A 14,128-nucleotide genomic window follows, 5' to 3' on the forward strand; every position below is an offset into this window, starting at 1 on the left:
CCGGAGCGCCGGTCAGCCGGCGGGCGCGGCGGTCGTGTGCTCCAGTCCGCAGGCCGCCACCAGGGTGTCGACCAGGGCCGCGGCGGTGGCCGCCTCCTCGGCGGGGGTGTGTTCGGGCGAGGAGAGCAGCCGGGAGAGGACGAACCCCGCGCCGGTCAGCCAGGCGCCGACCCGCGCCTCCAGGTTGGCGGGTGCGGGGGTGCCGCGCTCGGTGTGGGCCTCGCGCACCCTGGCGGACATCACCTCGGCCCACGAGCGCAGGACCGCGGACCACTCGCGCTCCAGGGCCGCCCCCTGCGGGCCGAGCTGGTCGAGGTGCAGGGTGGCCCGCCACACCGGGGCGCGCCCGCGCCAGGTGTCGAGCACGCCCATGGCGGACCGGCGCAGGTAGTCCTCGGCGGGCTCGCCGGGCGCGGGCCGGATGACCTCGCGCATCTCCTCCCGGCGCGCGGCGATCAGCGCGCGCAGCAGTCCGCAGACGCCGTCGGGGAAGTGGCTGTAGAACGTCTTGCGCGAGCGCAGGCCGGCCCGGTCGGTCACGGCCGTGACGGTCAGGCGCGCCACCGGCGCCTCGCCCAGGAGTTCCTCGGCCGCGGCGACCAGCCGGGCGCGGGTCCGCTCCAGGCGGCGGTGGACGTGGGGGGCGCGCTCCGGCTGCGCAGGTGAGGCCGAGTCCGCGCCGACCGGAGGACGAGGCATGACCCTCAGCCTACTTCAAATACACACACTGTTGCTTTTACCAAGGTCACGTGTGCACAATCAGGCCCGTACGGATGCATGATCCCGCAAATCCGCTCATCTATCGAGGGGACGCCGCGCGTGACCCATACTTCCCTGCAACCCGCACAAGCCATGCTGGGCCTGCTCGACCCGGAGAACGACGACCCCTACCCCCTGTACGCGGCGCTGCGCGAGAGCGGCGACGGCGTGCAGTGGTGCGAGCCGATGCAGGCGTGGTTCGCCACCCGCCACGAGCACATCCTGGAGATGTGCCGCAACCCGCGGGTGTACTCGTCGGAGCACTTCTGGGCGGGGCCGGTCAGTGAGCACAACCCCGCCGACCCCCGCCAGGTGGCCAGCATCGACGTGGCCTCGCGCCAGTTCATGGTCACCGACCCGCCGGACCACACCCGGCTGCGCCGGATCCTGTCCCCGCACTTCAACAACACCGCCCTCAACGGCCGCTGGCGCGACCTGGTCGAGCGCGTGGTCGCCGACCGGCTCGACCGGCTGCGGCCCGGGCAGACCATCGACTTCATGGACGAGGTCGCCAACCTCGTGCCCGTGGCCGTCATCGCCGGCGTGCTCGGGGCGCCCTTCGAGACCGACGAGGACCTCGCGCAGTGGCGGTCCTGGTCGCGCGACATGGGCGCCACCCTCGACATCAGCATCCACGGCGAGGCCCAGGAGAAGGCGGTGCTGGGCCAGGGCGAGCTGATCGACGCCCTCGCCGAGATCCTGCACCTGCGCCGCGACGACCCGCGCGACGACCTCATCTCGGCCGTGGCGCACCTGGCAGACGACGACGGCGAGCCGGTCGACGAGCGCGACGTGCTGGCCCAGCTGATGCTGCTGTTCGCGGCCGGCAACGACACCACCATCGGCCTGCTGGGCAACGGCGTGGAGCTGCTGCTCAAGCACCCCGAGACCACGGCGCGGGTGGTCGCCGAGGGCGCCGTCGACGCCGCGGTCGAGGAGATCCTGCGCTTCGAGCCGCCGGTGCACTTCGACCTGCGGCTGACCACGGAGCCGGTCGTCCTGGGCGAGACGGAGATCGACGCCGGCCAGCAGGTGTTCCAGATCCTCCCGGCCGCCAACCGCGACCCGCGGGTCTTCGCCGACCCCGACACCTACGACCCGTGGCGCCCCAACGCGCGCTCGCACCTGAGCTTCCTGCACGGCCCGCACCACTGCATCGGCTCGGGCCTGGCCCGCCTGGAGGGCCGGATCATGTTCACGCGCCTGCTGGAGCGGTTCCCCGGCATCCGCCTGGCCGGCGACCCGGTGCGCTTCACCCGCAACAAGGCCACCCGCGGCCTGGCCCTGCTCCCCGTCACCCTCTAGCGCCGCGTCCCCGGCCCACCATGCCCGGCCCCGCCAACCCCATGGTGAGCCCCGCCGCCGCCCCCGAAAACCCGGCAACCGGCACCGCCCGCCTAGCGGTATGCTCGTCTCTGATCCAATCGGGGCCATAGCTCAGCTGGCAGAGCGCCGGTTTTGCATACCGGAGGTCAGGGGTTCGACTCCCCTTGGCTCCACCAGGGTTCTCGCAGGCAGAACGCACCGCATCGGCCGCCCGGGTCCACGACCGGGGCGGCCGACGCGCGTTCGACGCCCACGCGTGGGCGGGTCAGGCCGCGCGGGAGCGGCGGCGCCGGCGCGGGTCCGTCACGGACGGGGGGACGTAGAACGTCGCGTCGCGGGTGACGTCGGTGCCCGGGGGGACGATCTCGTCGATGCGGTCGAGGATCTCGTCGGACAGGCGCAGGCCCGACGCCGACAGCAGGCCCTCCAACTGCTCGGGGGTGCGCGGGCCGATGATCACCGACGTCACGTCCAGGTGGCTCAGCACGAAGGCGATCGCCAGCTGGGGCAGGGTCAGGCCCGCGTCGGCCGCGACCTTGTGGAGTTCGGTGACCGCGGCCAGCTTGGCGGCGTTGCCCGGCAGGGACAAGTCATACATCGGCGACAGCTGGCCGCTGCGGTGGGCCGTGGCCGGGTCGGCGCCGTCCGGGCCGCCGTACCTGCCCGACAGCCAGCCCGCGCTCAGCGGGCTCCAGGTCAGCACGCCCATGCCGTGGCGGCGCGCCGTCGGCAGGACGCCGGCCTCGATCCCGCGCGCCAGGATGGAGTAGGGCGGCTGCTCGCTGCGCGGCTTGAGCAGCCCGCGCCGCTCGGCCGTCCAGTGGGCCTCCACCAGCTCCTCGGCGGGGAACGCCGAGGTGCCGAACGCGCGGATCTTGCCGGCGCGCACCAGGTCCGTCAGCGCCGCCAGGGTCTCCTCGATGTCGGTCGCGGGGTCGGGCCGGTGGATCTGGTAGAGGTCGATCCAGTCGGTGTCCAGCCGCCGAAGGCTGTCCTCGACCGCCCGCATGATCCAGCGGCGGGAGTTGCCCCGGTGGTTGGCGTCGGGCCCCATCGGGTTGTGGAACTTGGTGGCCAGCACGACGTCGTCGCGGCGGCCCTTGAGGGCCTTGCCGACGATGACCTCCGACTCTCCGTCGGAGTACATGTCGGCGGTGTCGATGAAGTTCACCCCGGCGTCCAGCGCCCGGTGCACCATGGCGACCGACGCGTCGTGGTCGGGGTTGCCCCAGGCGCCGAGCATCATCGCGCCCAGCGCGAACTCGCTGACGGAGATACCGGTGGCTCCGAGGATGCGGCGTTCCATGTGAAACCTCGCTCAGGTGAGTGGCGGCCCGGACGCGGCCCGTCCGGGAACGGTCACCACCCTGCTCCGGGCGCGGCGGCCGGACCAGGCCCGGTGCAGCCTGGGTCTGCCGGTACCAGGCTGGCTAGGCTGGTGGCCATGGTGCACAGGGACGACGAACTCGGCCGCTTCCTCATCAGGGCCCGCCGCGCGGCGCTCACCCCCGAGCGGGTCGGCCTGCCCGCCGGGGTGAACCGGCGCCGCGTCGCGGGGCTGCGCCGCGAGGAGGTCGCCCTGCTCGCGGGGGTCAGCGTCGACTACTACACCCGCATCGAGCAGGGCCGCGGCCGCGCGGTCTCGCCCGAGGTGCTGCACGCCCTGGCCGACGCCCTGCGCCTCAACCGGGACGAGCGGGCCTACCTCGACAACCTCGCCGCACACCTGGCCCGGCCGCGGACCGACCCCGGATGCGCCCCGCCCGACGCCCCGCGCGCGGCCGTGCGGCCCGAACTCCACGCGCTGCTGAACGCCATGACCGGCGTGACCGCCTACATCCTGGGCCCCGGCCTGGACCTGCTCGCGTGGAACCGGATGGGCGCGCTGCTGTGGCCCGGTATCGAGGACCTCCCCGAGGCCCACCTCAACATCGCCCACCTGGTCTTCCTCGACCCCGGCAGCGCCGCGCTGCACGCCGACGCGTCGGCTCTGCGCCGCGACGTCACGGCCCGGCTGCGCGCCGACACCGGCCGCGACCCCGACGACCCGCGGCTGTGCGCGGTGGTGCAGCGCCTGCGCCGCGCCAGCCCGGAGTTCCGCGAACTGTGGGAGACCCACCTGGTCGAGGAGAACCCGCACGGCACGCACACCCTGCACCACCCCGAGGCCGGCGCCCTCACCCTGCACTTCGAGAAGCTGCCGCTGCCCGCCGACCCCGGCCAGGTGCTGCTGACCTACTCGGCCGCGCCCGGCAGCGCCGACGAGCGGGCGCTGCGCGCCCTGGCCGAACGGCACCCCCACCTCACCGCCGGCTGAGGGGCCGGCGCGCCTCACCCGGGCACGGAGTCCGGCGCGGGCTCGGACGGTTCAGACGGTTTGGGCGGTTCCGGGGCTTCGGGCGCGTCGGACTCGGCGCGGACGTGGCGGAGCAGCACCACCACCAGGACGGCGGCGGCGCCCGTGGCCAGCGCGGCGATCAGGAAGCTGGTCTGGGCGGCAGCGGTGAACGCGTCCCGGGCCGCCGCCACCAGGTCGGCGGCCGTAGCGCCGGGCAGCGACTCCGCGGCCGCCAGCGCGCCGCCGACACTGCCCCGCGCCGCCTCCTCGACCTCGGCGGGCAGCCCGGCGGGGGCCGACTCCGCCATCCCCGCCCGGTAGACCACCGCGCCGGCGCTGCCCACCAGCGCCACGCCCAGCGCGCCGCCGAGTTCGCCGCTGACCTCCTGCATCGCCGAGGCCGACCCGGCGCGCTCGGGCGGCGAACTCGCGATGATCAGGTCGCTGCCCAGCGTCCAGGTGGGGCCCTGCCCGACGAACGCCACGAGCAGGGCGGCGAGCGCGACGGCGAGTCCGGCGCTGTCGCCCAGGACGGCGATCGACGCGTACCCGGCCGTGGTCGCCAGCAGCCCGGCGCCCATGACGTAGGCGGGCCGGAACCGCCGCGCCAGGGCGGGCGCGGCCATGGTGCCCACGAGCACGACCGTCGAGGGCAGGATCATCAGCAGGCCCGCGCGCAGCGGTGTCAGCCCCAGCACCGACTGGAGGTACTGCGCCAGGAAGAACTCGGCGCCCATGATCCCGATCGCCACGACGAGCACGCCCACCAGCGACACGCTGAAGGCGCGGTTGGCGAACAGCCGCAGGTCCAGCAAGGGGTCGCGCAGCCGCAGTTGGCGCCGGACGAACACGGTGCCCAGCACCGCGCCGCCGACGATCGCGCCGCCCGCCGGCCAGGTCGCGCCGTGCTCGGCGGCGTCCTGCACCCCGTAGACGACTCCGAGGACCGCGAACAGCGACAGCGCGACGCTGGCGAGGTCCAGAGGCGCCGACGCCCGGCTGCGGTACTCGGGCAGCAGGAGCGGCCCCAGCACCAGCAGCAGGGCGGTCAGCGGCACGTTGACCAGGAACACCGATCCCCACCAGAAGTGCGCCAGCAGCAGGCCGCCCAGCGGCATGCCCAGCGACACCCCGACGGTGAAGGTGCTCACCACCACCGCCAGCGCGAAGGTGAACTCGCGGCGCAGCGGGAACATCGGCCGCAGCAGCGAGTAGACCGACGGCATCAGCGCCGCCCCGGCCACGCCCTGCAGCGCGCGGGCGGCGATGAGCGCCTCGGGGGTGGGCGCGAACGCGGCGGCCGCCGACAGCGCGCCGAAGGCGGCGGTGCCCGTGAGCAGCAGCCGGCGCCGGCCCAGCCGGTCGCCCAGGCGCCCCATCGTGATGAGGAACCCGGCGATGAGGAAGCCGTAGACGTGCATGATCCACAGCGTCTGCGACGCGCTGGGCCGCAGGTCGGCGCTGATGGAGGGGATGGCCAGCATCAGCACCGTCATGTCGGCGGCGAGCATGAACAGCGGGATGGTCAGCACGGCCAGCCCGGTCCACTCCCGCCAGGTCGCCCGCTGCGCCGGATCGGCCGGATCAGCACTCATGTCACGCCTCGCCTCCACGTCGGCCCCCTGCGGTGGGGACTTCACGAGCGAGGCTAAAAGCTCGACTTAAGTCGAGGTCAATGGCGTTGCCGGCGGCCCGCCGCGGTGGCGGTCGCCCTCCAGGGCGTCGGATTCAGGCGTGTGACATGCGGATGCGCGGATCTTCGGAGACGCGCCCCCGCGGGCGCGCGGGGGTGTGACGTTCGTCCCGTCGCCGCGGCGGGCCGGGCGGCCGGGCCGGGGAGGCGGGGTCAACGGCGAGGCGGGCGCGAAGGCGGACCGCGGGGTTGTCGGGGAGAGGCGGGCGCCGCACGGGGGTCAGTGGGCCGCGCGGGGCGCGCGGTGCGCGGCGGAGGCCCCGGCCGCTCGGGTGCCCGGCGCCTCCGGGCGCGGGTGCGCCGGGCGGGAGGGGGCGCCGGGGCGCCCGGTCAGGTGCGCGCGGGCCGGGCGCAGCCAGGGGCGCAGTACGGTTCGCGAGCACATCCGGCAGGGGCAGGTGTCGTGCGCTGTGTTCGTCATGCCGACCAGTCTGGCGGTGCCCCCGCCCCCGCGCCTGAGTAGCCACACCCAGGCGGCCGGGACCGGCCACGCCCGCCGCGCCGCGCGCCGCCCGCGCGGTGAGGCGGGGCGCGGTGCGGTCAGGCGGCGTCCGGCGGGTAGCGCAGCCGGAACGCCTCCAGCACCACTGGGGTGCGGCGGGAGAACCGGCCCTCGGCGAAGGGGGTGCCGGGTTCGTTGGCCAACTGCTGGGTGACCACCCCGGCCAGCAGCACCGCCAGGACCTCGCGCCCCTCGTCGGTGGCGGCGTCGGGGTGCAGGTGGCCCTCGCGCACGGCTCCGGCGACCAGGTCGGCGATGCGCCCCACCGCCTCAAGCGCGGGCGCGTAGGACTCCGCCGAGGGCGCGAACCCCGGCACCGGGCGCCAGAACAGCAGTTGCGCCAGCGGCGGGTGCTCCACCGCCCACCGCAGGCCGGCGGTCACCCCCGCCTCCAGGGCGGGCAGCCCGGGCGGCGCGCCCTCGGCGCCCTCGCGCAGCGCCGCCGAGAACGCCCGCTGGCCCTCGGCGAACAGCGCGTCGTAGACCGCGTTGCGCGAGGCGAAGTACTTGTACAGCGACGGCGGCTGGATGCCCATGCGCCGGGCGATCGCCGACAGGCTGAGCCCGCCCGCGCCCTCGGCCGCCATCAGCTCCACCGCGATCCGCAGGATCTCGGCCTTGGTGGCGGCCCGCCGCTGCCGGCGGCGGTCGCCACCGGGGGCCGATGCGTGTGTGGTCGCCATGGCCGGAGCCTAACGCATCGCCTCATGGTGGTAGCTTTAGCTATGGCTATTAGCCATAGCTGATTGGGGGGAGCCTCCGTGACCACCGACCGCGCCGCCGCGCCCATCACCGTCATCGGCGCCCGCGAGAACAACCTCAGGGACGTCTCGCTGCGCATTCCCAAGGGCAGGCTCACCGTGTTCACCGGGGTGTCGGGCTCGGGCAAGTCCTCGCTGGTGTTCGACACCATCGCGGCGGAGTCCCAGCGCCGGCTCAACGAGCTGTTCCCGGCGTTCGTGCGCAACCGCATGCCGCTGCGCGAGCGGACCAGTGCCGACGCCGTCGACAACCTCACCGCCGCCGTCGTCGTGGACCAGCGCCCGCTGAGCGGCAACTCCCGCTCCACCGTGGGCACCGCCACCGAGGTCCACCCCGTCCTGCGCGTGCTGTTCTCCCGCCTGGGCGAGCCCAGCGCCGGGCCCGCCTCCGCCTACTCGTTCAACGACCCCCAGGGCATGTGCCCGGAGTGCGACGGTCTGGGCCGCGCCACGCGCGTGGACACCGCGCGGCTGCTCGACGAGGACCGCAGTCTCAACCAGGGCGCCATCCGCTTCCCCGCCATGGCCGTGGGCACTCCCTCCTGGCAGCTCTACGCCGAGTCCGGGCTGTTCGACCCCGACAAGCCGCTGCGCGACTTCACCGCCGAGGAGCGCGAACTGCTGCTCCACGGCAAAGGGTTTCGCGTGAAACGTGCCAGCCGCCGCGGCGTCTACCAGAACGAGTACGAGGGCGTGGTCGAGGCCATCACCCGCCGCTACCTTCGCCGCGACCTCGACTCCATGGGCGCGCGCACCCGCGAGGCGGTCGAGCGCGTCGCCGTGGGCGGCATCTGCCCCGCGTGCGGCGGCACCCGCCTCAACGAGGCGGCGCGCGCCTCGACCGTCGCCGGGCGCACCATCACCGAACTGGCCGCGCTGGAGATCACCGACCTGGTCGCCGAACTCCAGGGCATCGCCGAGGGGCTGGGCACCCGCCCCCACGAGCGGGCCGCCCGTCCGGTCATCGCCACCGCGCTGGCCGTCCTGCGCCGCGTGGCCGACGTCGGCCTGGGCTACCTCAGCCTCGACCGCGCCACCACCACCCTGTCCGGCGGCGAGGCCCAGCGCCTGAAGACCGTGCGCTACCTGGGGTCCGGCCTCACCGGGCTCACCTACGTGTTCGACGAGCCCAGCGCCGGGCTGCACCCGCGCGACGTGCACCGGCTCGGCCGCCTGCTGCTGGAGCTGCGCGACCAGGGCAACACCGTGCTGCTGGTCGAGCACGACCGCTCCCTCATCGCCCTGGCCGACCACGTGGTCGACATGGGTCCGGGCGCGGGCACGCGGGGCGGGCGCGTGGTCTTCGAGGGCCCCGTCGACCGGCTGCGCCGCGCCGGCACCCTCACCGCCCGCCGCCTCACCGAGCCCCGCCGGCTCAAGCCCGCCGTGCGCACCCCCACCGGCGCGCTGACCGTGCGCGGCGCCGACCTGCACAACCTGCGCGGGATCACCGTGGAGATCCCCACCGGGGTGCTCACCGCCGTCACCGGGGTGGCCGGGTCGGGCAAGAGCAGCCTGGTCACCGGCGCGCTCCCCGCCCAGCACCCCGGTGTGGTCGTGGTCGACCAGTCCGCCGTCGGCGCCTCGGCGCGCGCCACCCCCGGCAGCTACGTCGACGTCCTCGACACCGTGCGCGGGCTGTTCGCCGCCGCCCACGGCGTGCGGCCCGGCCTGTTCAGCTTCAACTCCGCGGGCGCCTGCCCCACCTGCCGCGGCCGCGGCACGGTCCGCACCGACCTCGCGTTCCTGGAACCGGTCACCGCCGTGTGCGAGGAGTGCGGCGGCGGGCGGTTCCGCCCCGACGTGCTGGAACTGCGGCTGGCCGGACGCAGCATCGCCGACGTGCTGGCCATGACCGCCGACGAGGCCGCGGAGTTCTTCACCGACCCCGCCGTGCTGCGCGGCGTGGGCACCCTGCGCGAGGCCGGGCTGGGCTACCTCGCGCTCGGCCAGCCGCTGAGCACGCTCTCCGGCGGAGAGCTGCAGCGCCTCAAACTCGCCCAGCGCATGCGCGAGGGCGCGGCGGTCTACGTGCTCGACGAGCCGACCACCGGCCTGCACCCCGCCGACGTCGACGCGCTGCTGGAGCTGCTCGACCGGATCGTCGACCGCGGCGGCACGGCGGTGGTGGCCGAGCACGACCTCGGGGTGGTCCGCAACGCCGACTGGGTCATCGACATCGGCCCCGAGGCCGGGCGGCGCGGCGGGACGGTGGTGTTCGAGGGCACCCCCGCCGCGCTCGCCCCGGCGCCCGGATCGGTGACGGGGGAGTACCTGCGCCGCGAACTCGCGGGCGGCCCCGCCTGATGCGGCGGCCGGGCCGCCGCCCGACCCGGCGCGCGGCCGGGCTCAGGCCGGGCGCACCAGGTAGGAGATCTCCACCGAGCACGGGCCCGCCGCACCCGCCAACCCGCTGAGCAGGAACTCGAACCGCCCGCCCCACACCTGGGTGGGCCCCTCGCCCCGGTTGTCCCAGGTCAGGCCCTGCCCGCTGGCCCAGTCCTGCAGCCGCGCGTGGGCGGTGTCGATGCGCTCGGGGTCGCCGGTGTGCGCCAGGGTGACGTAGGAGCCCCCCGGGATGGACCCGGCCACCACCCGGCCGTCGCCCTCCACCGCGACGTGCCCGCGCACCGGCGCGCCGACCTCGATGATGTGCTCCCGGCCGCCCCCGCCGATCACCCAGTACCGCAGGAACGGCGGCCCGGCGGCCCCCACGCCCCTGCGGTGCAGCCACTCCTGGACCTCGGCCACCAGCGCGGCGGCCCGGCCGCGCCCGGTCACCTTGGCCGGGATGGCGACATAGGGCTGCTCCGCCCGTGTCTCGTGCCTGGGTCCTGCGGTCATCGCGACTCCCCCCTCGACGGCGCCGGCCGCTCGCGGCCGCGCCGACCCGTGGCCCGGTGCCCGGCCGGTGCGCACCGGGCACGCGCAAACGCTACTTTGGGTCACTACCCAACTCTCCACGGTAACGCTTCGTGGCGACCGGTTCCCTCCGCGCCCCGGCGACCGCCCTCAGCCCGAGCCCGCCGGCAGCGCGCTCAGCCCCCGCGCGCAGGAGTCGGCCGCCTCCGCTTCCAGGGCCACTGACACCGGCGCGGTCGTCACCTGGGCGGGCGCGGCCCAGATCGCCGAAGGCCGGGGACGAGGCGGAGGGGGCCGCCCAGCCGTGGCGCTACGGCGAGGCCGGGGCCACCGACCTGCAGGTGGTGCCGGTGGGCACCCCTGCCGAACGGGCGCGGACGGTACGGGCGGTGCCGCGCCTGCTCTGGCACTCCCTCCCCTCCGGACCCGGGGCGCCCGGACGGGATGGGGGCGCACATCACGTGCCCCGGCGGGACGCGGCGCATATTGTGGATGGGGCGAGGCCCGGTGGGAATCCGCGAACCAGGGGAGGCTCAGGGGCTTCCCCCATACCGTGCGGCCGGACCCCCGCGCATGATGGGAGACGGGCAGTCCCCGCCGCCTCGCGGCGGCCCAGTGTCGAGGTGCGTCGAGGAGTTGATGGTGGCAGTGCACGAACCGCCGTCTCCACCGTCCCCGGGCGGACGGTGGAGCCCCGCCCCACGCCGGAACCCCAGCACGGCCCAGGTGCGCCTGACCCACGCCGACCGCGACTCCGCCATGGAGGCGCTGCGTGAGGCATACGCCCTGGGGCAGCTGGACGAGGCCGAGCTGGAGGAGCGCCTCGACCTCGCCTTGAAGGCGAAGTTCCCGGCCGACCTCCAGCCGCTGCTGGCCGACGTGGTCCCCCAGCAGCGCGGCGCGCGAGGGTGGCCGCCCCGGCCGGGCGCCGCCGGGCCCGAGCCCGAGGTCTCCTCCAACCCCTCGGAGCGCCTGCTGGCCTCGGTCGCGCACTTCTCCGGCTACGCCTCGGTGTTCGGCCCGCTGCTGATGCTGCTGGTGGCCCGCGACACCGCCCCCTACGTGCGCCGCCACATCCTGGAGGCGCTCAACTACCAGATCACCGTCATGGCCGGTTCCGTGGTCCTGCTGATGCTGAGCTGGCTGATCCTGCCGGCGGTGGCGTTCGTGTTCCTGGTGCTGGGCTGGGTGTTCCTGCCGGCCGTGGCCGCGATCGCCACCCTCGCCCAGGGCACCTGGCGCTACCCGCTGACCTGGCGGCCGGTGCGCGACTCCTAGCCCGCCCGCCGGCCACCCGCCCCGCCCCCGCGTCGGCCGCCTCGCGTACACGGCGGTGGCCCCGTCGCCGAAGCGACGGGGCCACCGCCGTGCCTGTCCGCGCCTGGGGCGCGGCGCGCCCGCCAGGGGCGCGCTACTTGCTGACCTTGCCGTTCAGGTCGCTGGCCGCCTGCTTGCCGCCGGCGGCCGCGGTGTCCTTGGCCTCCTCGGCGTCGGCCTTGAGGTCGGACGCCGTGCCCGACACCCGGGCCTTGGCGTCGCGCGCCTTGGCCGCCAGTTGGTCGCGGGTCTCGCGGACCTGCTCGCGGGCCTGGTCGAGGTTCTCCTGCCAGGTGGCGTCCTGCGCGGCGCGGCGCAGCCGCAGCACGCCGTAGACGGCGGCGGCGCCGGCCGCCGCCACACCGAGCACGAGCACGGCGCGGGGGACGCGCCGCCCGCTCCGGCGGGCCTTGGGGGGCTCCACACGCTGCGCCGCCTGGCTGAGGAGGCCGGCCACGCGCGGCGCGACGGTGTCCTCGACGCGCTGGGCCGCGGTTTCGAGCCGGGGGGCGGTCCAGCCGCGGGCCTGGTTGAGGCGCTGTGCCGCGGTGTCCCTGGCCTGCTCGGCGTAGGGGGCGAACCGGTCGGACGATTCGCGTGCGAGTTCCTGCAACCGGGCCAGTGCCGCCTCAGTCTCGAAGCCGCCCTTGTGGCGCTTCAGTGTCATGGGCACGGTGACCTCCTTTACTGTCTGCGTCTGGGTTGCACTTGCCCGATGCGGCACGACCTATGCGCGCGCGCCGGGCCTGGTGCGGCACAACCCCGTCCCGATCGGCGTTTTCCGACGTTATCGACGTGTTACCTCAACATATCCGCTGGGGCGGGTTCACACCGGTTCGACACGCCTGCGGGTAGCCGCGCCCCATTTGGCCGCTCCCGGCCCGCCCGGGGACGGACCCGACCCGCCCCGGCCCCCCGGGCGCCCGGCGCGCGCCGGCGCCCACGAACCCCGCGCGGGAAGGCGGGTAACGTGGACCGCGCAAGCGAACGCAACGGAAAGGCACCCAGGTGTCCGAGGTCAACGGTCAGCCCCTCGCGCGGCTGAACACCACCAAGGGGACGATCACCGTCAGGCTCTTCGCCCGGCAGGCGCCCGAAACGGTCGAGAACTTCGTCGGCCTGGCCGAGGGGACCAAGCAGTGGGTCGACCCCACCACGGGACGGCCCAGCACCGAGCCCCTCTACAACGGCACGATCTTCCACCGCGTCATCAGCGGGTTCATGATCCAGGGCGGCGACCCCCTGGGCAACGGCCGCGGCGGCCCCGGCTACAAGTTCAAGGACGAGTTCGACAGCTCGCTGAAGTTCGACCGCCCCTACCTGCTGGCCATGGCCAACGCCGGCCCCAACACCAACGGCTCGCAGTTCTTCATCACGGTCGGCACCCCCGACTGGCTGAACAACAAGCACACCATCTTCGGTGAGGTGGTCTCGGGCACCGAGGTCGTCGACGCCATCGCCGGCGTCAAGACCAACGCCCAGGACCGCCCGGTGGAGGACGTGGTCATCTCCTCCGTCGAGATCGAGCGCTCCTAGGGCGGCCGGCGCCCATGGCCTCCTCCCCGACCGGCGGCACCGAACCCGGTGCCGCGGCCGTGCCGACGTGCTACCGCCACCGCGACCGCGAGACCTATCTGCGGTGCTCGCGGTGCGACCGGCCCATCTGCCCTGACTGCATCCGCGAGGCGCCGGTCGGCCAGCACTGCCCCGAGTGCGTGGCCGAGGGGCGGCGCGGCATGCGCCAGGCCCGCACCGTGTTCGGGGGGCGGGTCGCCGACCGGCCCCTGGTGACGTGGGTCCTGCTGGGCCTGATGGGCCTGGGGTTCGTCGCCCAGCTCGCCGTGCCGCAGCTGGTGGGGCTGCTGGGGATGTCCGGCTACTACGCCGTCGTCGACGGCCAGTGGTACCGGCTCCTCACGGCCGCGTTCCTGCACGGCGGCGTCATGCACCTGCTGTTCAACGGGATGGCGCTGTACGTGCTGGGCCAGCAGGTCGAGACCGTGCTCGGCCACGCCCGCTACCTGGCGCTGTGGGTGCTCAGCGCGGTCGGGGGGTCGGTGCTGAGCCTGCTCGTGGTGCCGCAGACCATGTCCGTGGGCGCCTCGGGCGCCATCTTCGGCCTGTTCGGGGCCGTGTTCGTCATCGGCCGCCGGCTGCGGCTGGACACCCGGTTCGTGGTCGGCCTGCTGGCGGTGAACCTGCTGATCACCTTCCTGGTGCCCAACATCTCCTGGACCGGGCACATCGGGGGGCTGGTCACCGGGCTGCTGCTGGCGGCCGCCTACGCCTACCTGCCGCCGGGCTCGGGGCGTCCGGGCGCCGCCCGGCGGCGCGGCCAGGCCGCCGCGCACGCGCTGGCCACGGCCGGCGTGGTCGCGCTGCTGGCCGCGGGCGCGGTGGCCGGGACGGCGCTGATGGGCCTCTAAGCGGCCGCTGACACCCCGCCCACGCCTGCTCGTGCGGGGGCCGCGGACCCGCGGGCCCGCGGCCCCCGCCGTGTCCGGTCCGCCGGACGCGGCGGGGGCCGCTGCCCGTCCGGCCTGCGGGCATGCCGAGAAGAGCTACCCACA

Annotated in this window: 12 protein-coding genes and 1 tRNA gene; 7 read left to right on the forward strand and 6 right to left on the reverse strand. The window is 75.0% G+C overall.

What is annotated here, in order from left to right:
* Positions 1 to 12 precede the first annotated feature (12 nt).
* The gene (locus HNR12_RS17040; RefSeq protein ID WP_179768486.1) at positions 13 to 699 is read right to left on the reverse strand and encodes a TetR/AcrR family transcriptional regulator; all 687 of its coding nucleotides are present in this window, start codon (positions 697 to 699) and stop codon (positions 13 to 15) included.
* A gap of 120 nt (positions 700 to 819) precedes the next feature.
* On the opposite strand from HNR12_RS17040, the gene HNR12_RS17045 reads away from it, so the two are divergent.
* Both HNR12_RS17045 and HNR12_RS17050 read left to right on the forward strand, forming a co-directional pair.
* On the forward strand, positions 820 to 2,064 hold the full coding sequence (locus HNR12_RS17045) for a cytochrome P450 (protein ID WP_179768488.1): 1,245 nt from the start codon (positions 820 to 822) through the stop codon (positions 2,062 to 2,064).
* A 121-nt stretch (positions 2,065 to 2,185) separates the two neighbouring features.
* Positions 2,186 to 2,261: transfer RNA gene (locus HNR12_RS17050), tRNA-Ala, on the forward strand.
* 89 nt (positions 2,262 to 2,350) lie between these two features.
* Here HNR12_RS17050 and HNR12_RS17055 read toward each other — a convergent pair.
* Entirely contained in the window at positions 2,351 to 3,391 is a 1,041-nt protein-coding gene (locus tag HNR12_RS17055; protein ID WP_179768490.1) for an aldo/keto reductase, read from the reverse strand.
* Between the two features lie 138 nt (positions 3,392 to 3,529).
* On the opposite strand from HNR12_RS17055, the gene HNR12_RS17060 reads away from it, so the two are divergent.
* A complete protein-coding gene (locus HNR12_RS17060; protein ID WP_179768492.1) occupies positions 3,530 to 4,402 on the forward strand; it encodes a helix-turn-helix domain-containing protein in 873 nt (290 codons plus the stop codon).
* A 14-nt stretch (positions 4,403 to 4,416) separates the two neighbouring features.
* Here the strand turns inward: HNR12_RS17060 and HNR12_RS17065 are convergent, their stop codons facing one another.
* Both HNR12_RS17065 and HNR12_RS17070 read right to left on the reverse strand, forming a co-directional pair.
* The gene (locus HNR12_RS17065; protein ID WP_179768494.1) at positions 4,417 to 6,018 is read right to left on the reverse strand and encodes an MFS transporter; all 1,602 of its coding nucleotides are present in this window, start codon (positions 6,016 to 6,018) and stop codon (positions 4,417 to 4,419) included.
* Positions 6,019 to 6,656: 638 nt separating this feature from the next.
* Positions 6,657 to 7,301, reverse strand: a complete 645-nt coding sequence (locus tag HNR12_RS17070) for a TetR/AcrR family transcriptional regulator (protein ID WP_179768495.1) — start codon at positions 7,299 to 7,301, stop codon at positions 6,657 to 6,659.
* Positions 7,302 to 7,379: 78 nt separating this feature from the next.
* On the opposite strand from HNR12_RS17070, the gene HNR12_RS17075 reads away from it, so the two are divergent.
* Entirely contained in the window at positions 7,380 to 9,686 is a 2,307-nt protein-coding gene (locus HNR12_RS17075; protein WP_179768497.1) for an excinuclease ABC subunit UvrA, read from the forward strand.
* A gap of 42 nt (positions 9,687 to 9,728) precedes the next feature.
* On the opposite strand, the gene HNR12_RS17080 is transcribed toward HNR12_RS17075, so the two are convergent.
* Complete coding sequence (locus HNR12_RS17080; protein ID WP_179768499.1) at positions 9,729 to 10,223, reverse strand: AraC family transcriptional regulator; 495 nt, start codon at positions 10,221 to 10,223, stop codon at positions 9,729 to 9,731.
* Positions 10,224 to 10,967: 744 nt separating this feature from the next.
* Between HNR12_RS17080 and HNR12_RS17085 the strand changes: the two genes are divergently transcribed.
* Positions 10,968 to 11,519 (forward strand): DUF1707 and DUF4870 domain-containing protein, encoded by a 552-nt coding sequence (locus HNR12_RS17085; RefSeq protein ID WP_179768501.1) that lies wholly within the window; start codon positions 10,968 to 10,970, stop codon positions 11,517 to 11,519.
* 133 nt (positions 11,520 to 11,652) lie between these two features.
* Here the strand turns inward: HNR12_RS17085 and HNR12_RS17090 are convergent, their stop codons facing one another.
* Positions 11,653 to 12,231, reverse strand: coding sequence for a hypothetical protein (locus HNR12_RS17090; protein WP_308118675.1), 579 nt, complete (start codon positions 12,229 to 12,231; stop codon positions 11,653 to 11,655).
* Between the two features lie 335 nt (positions 12,232 to 12,566).
* On the opposite strand from HNR12_RS17090, the gene HNR12_RS17095 reads away from it, so the two are divergent.
* Entirely contained in the window at positions 12,567 to 13,094 is a 528-nt protein-coding gene (locus HNR12_RS17095; protein WP_179768503.1) for a peptidylprolyl isomerase, read from the forward strand.
* Between the two features lie 14 nt (positions 13,095 to 13,108).
* On the forward strand, positions 13,109 to 13,984 hold the full coding sequence (locus HNR12_RS17100) for a rhomboid family intramembrane serine protease (RefSeq protein WP_179768505.1): 876 nt from the start codon (positions 13,109 to 13,111) through the stop codon (positions 13,982 to 13,984).
* Positions 13,985 to 14,128: the final 144 nt, after the last annotated feature.

It is taken from the genome of Streptomonospora nanhaiensis (genome assembly GCF_013410565.1).
Taxonomy (GTDB): Bacteria; Actinomycetota; Actinomycetes; order Streptosporangiales; family Streptosporangiaceae; genus Streptomonospora; species Streptomonospora nanhaiensis.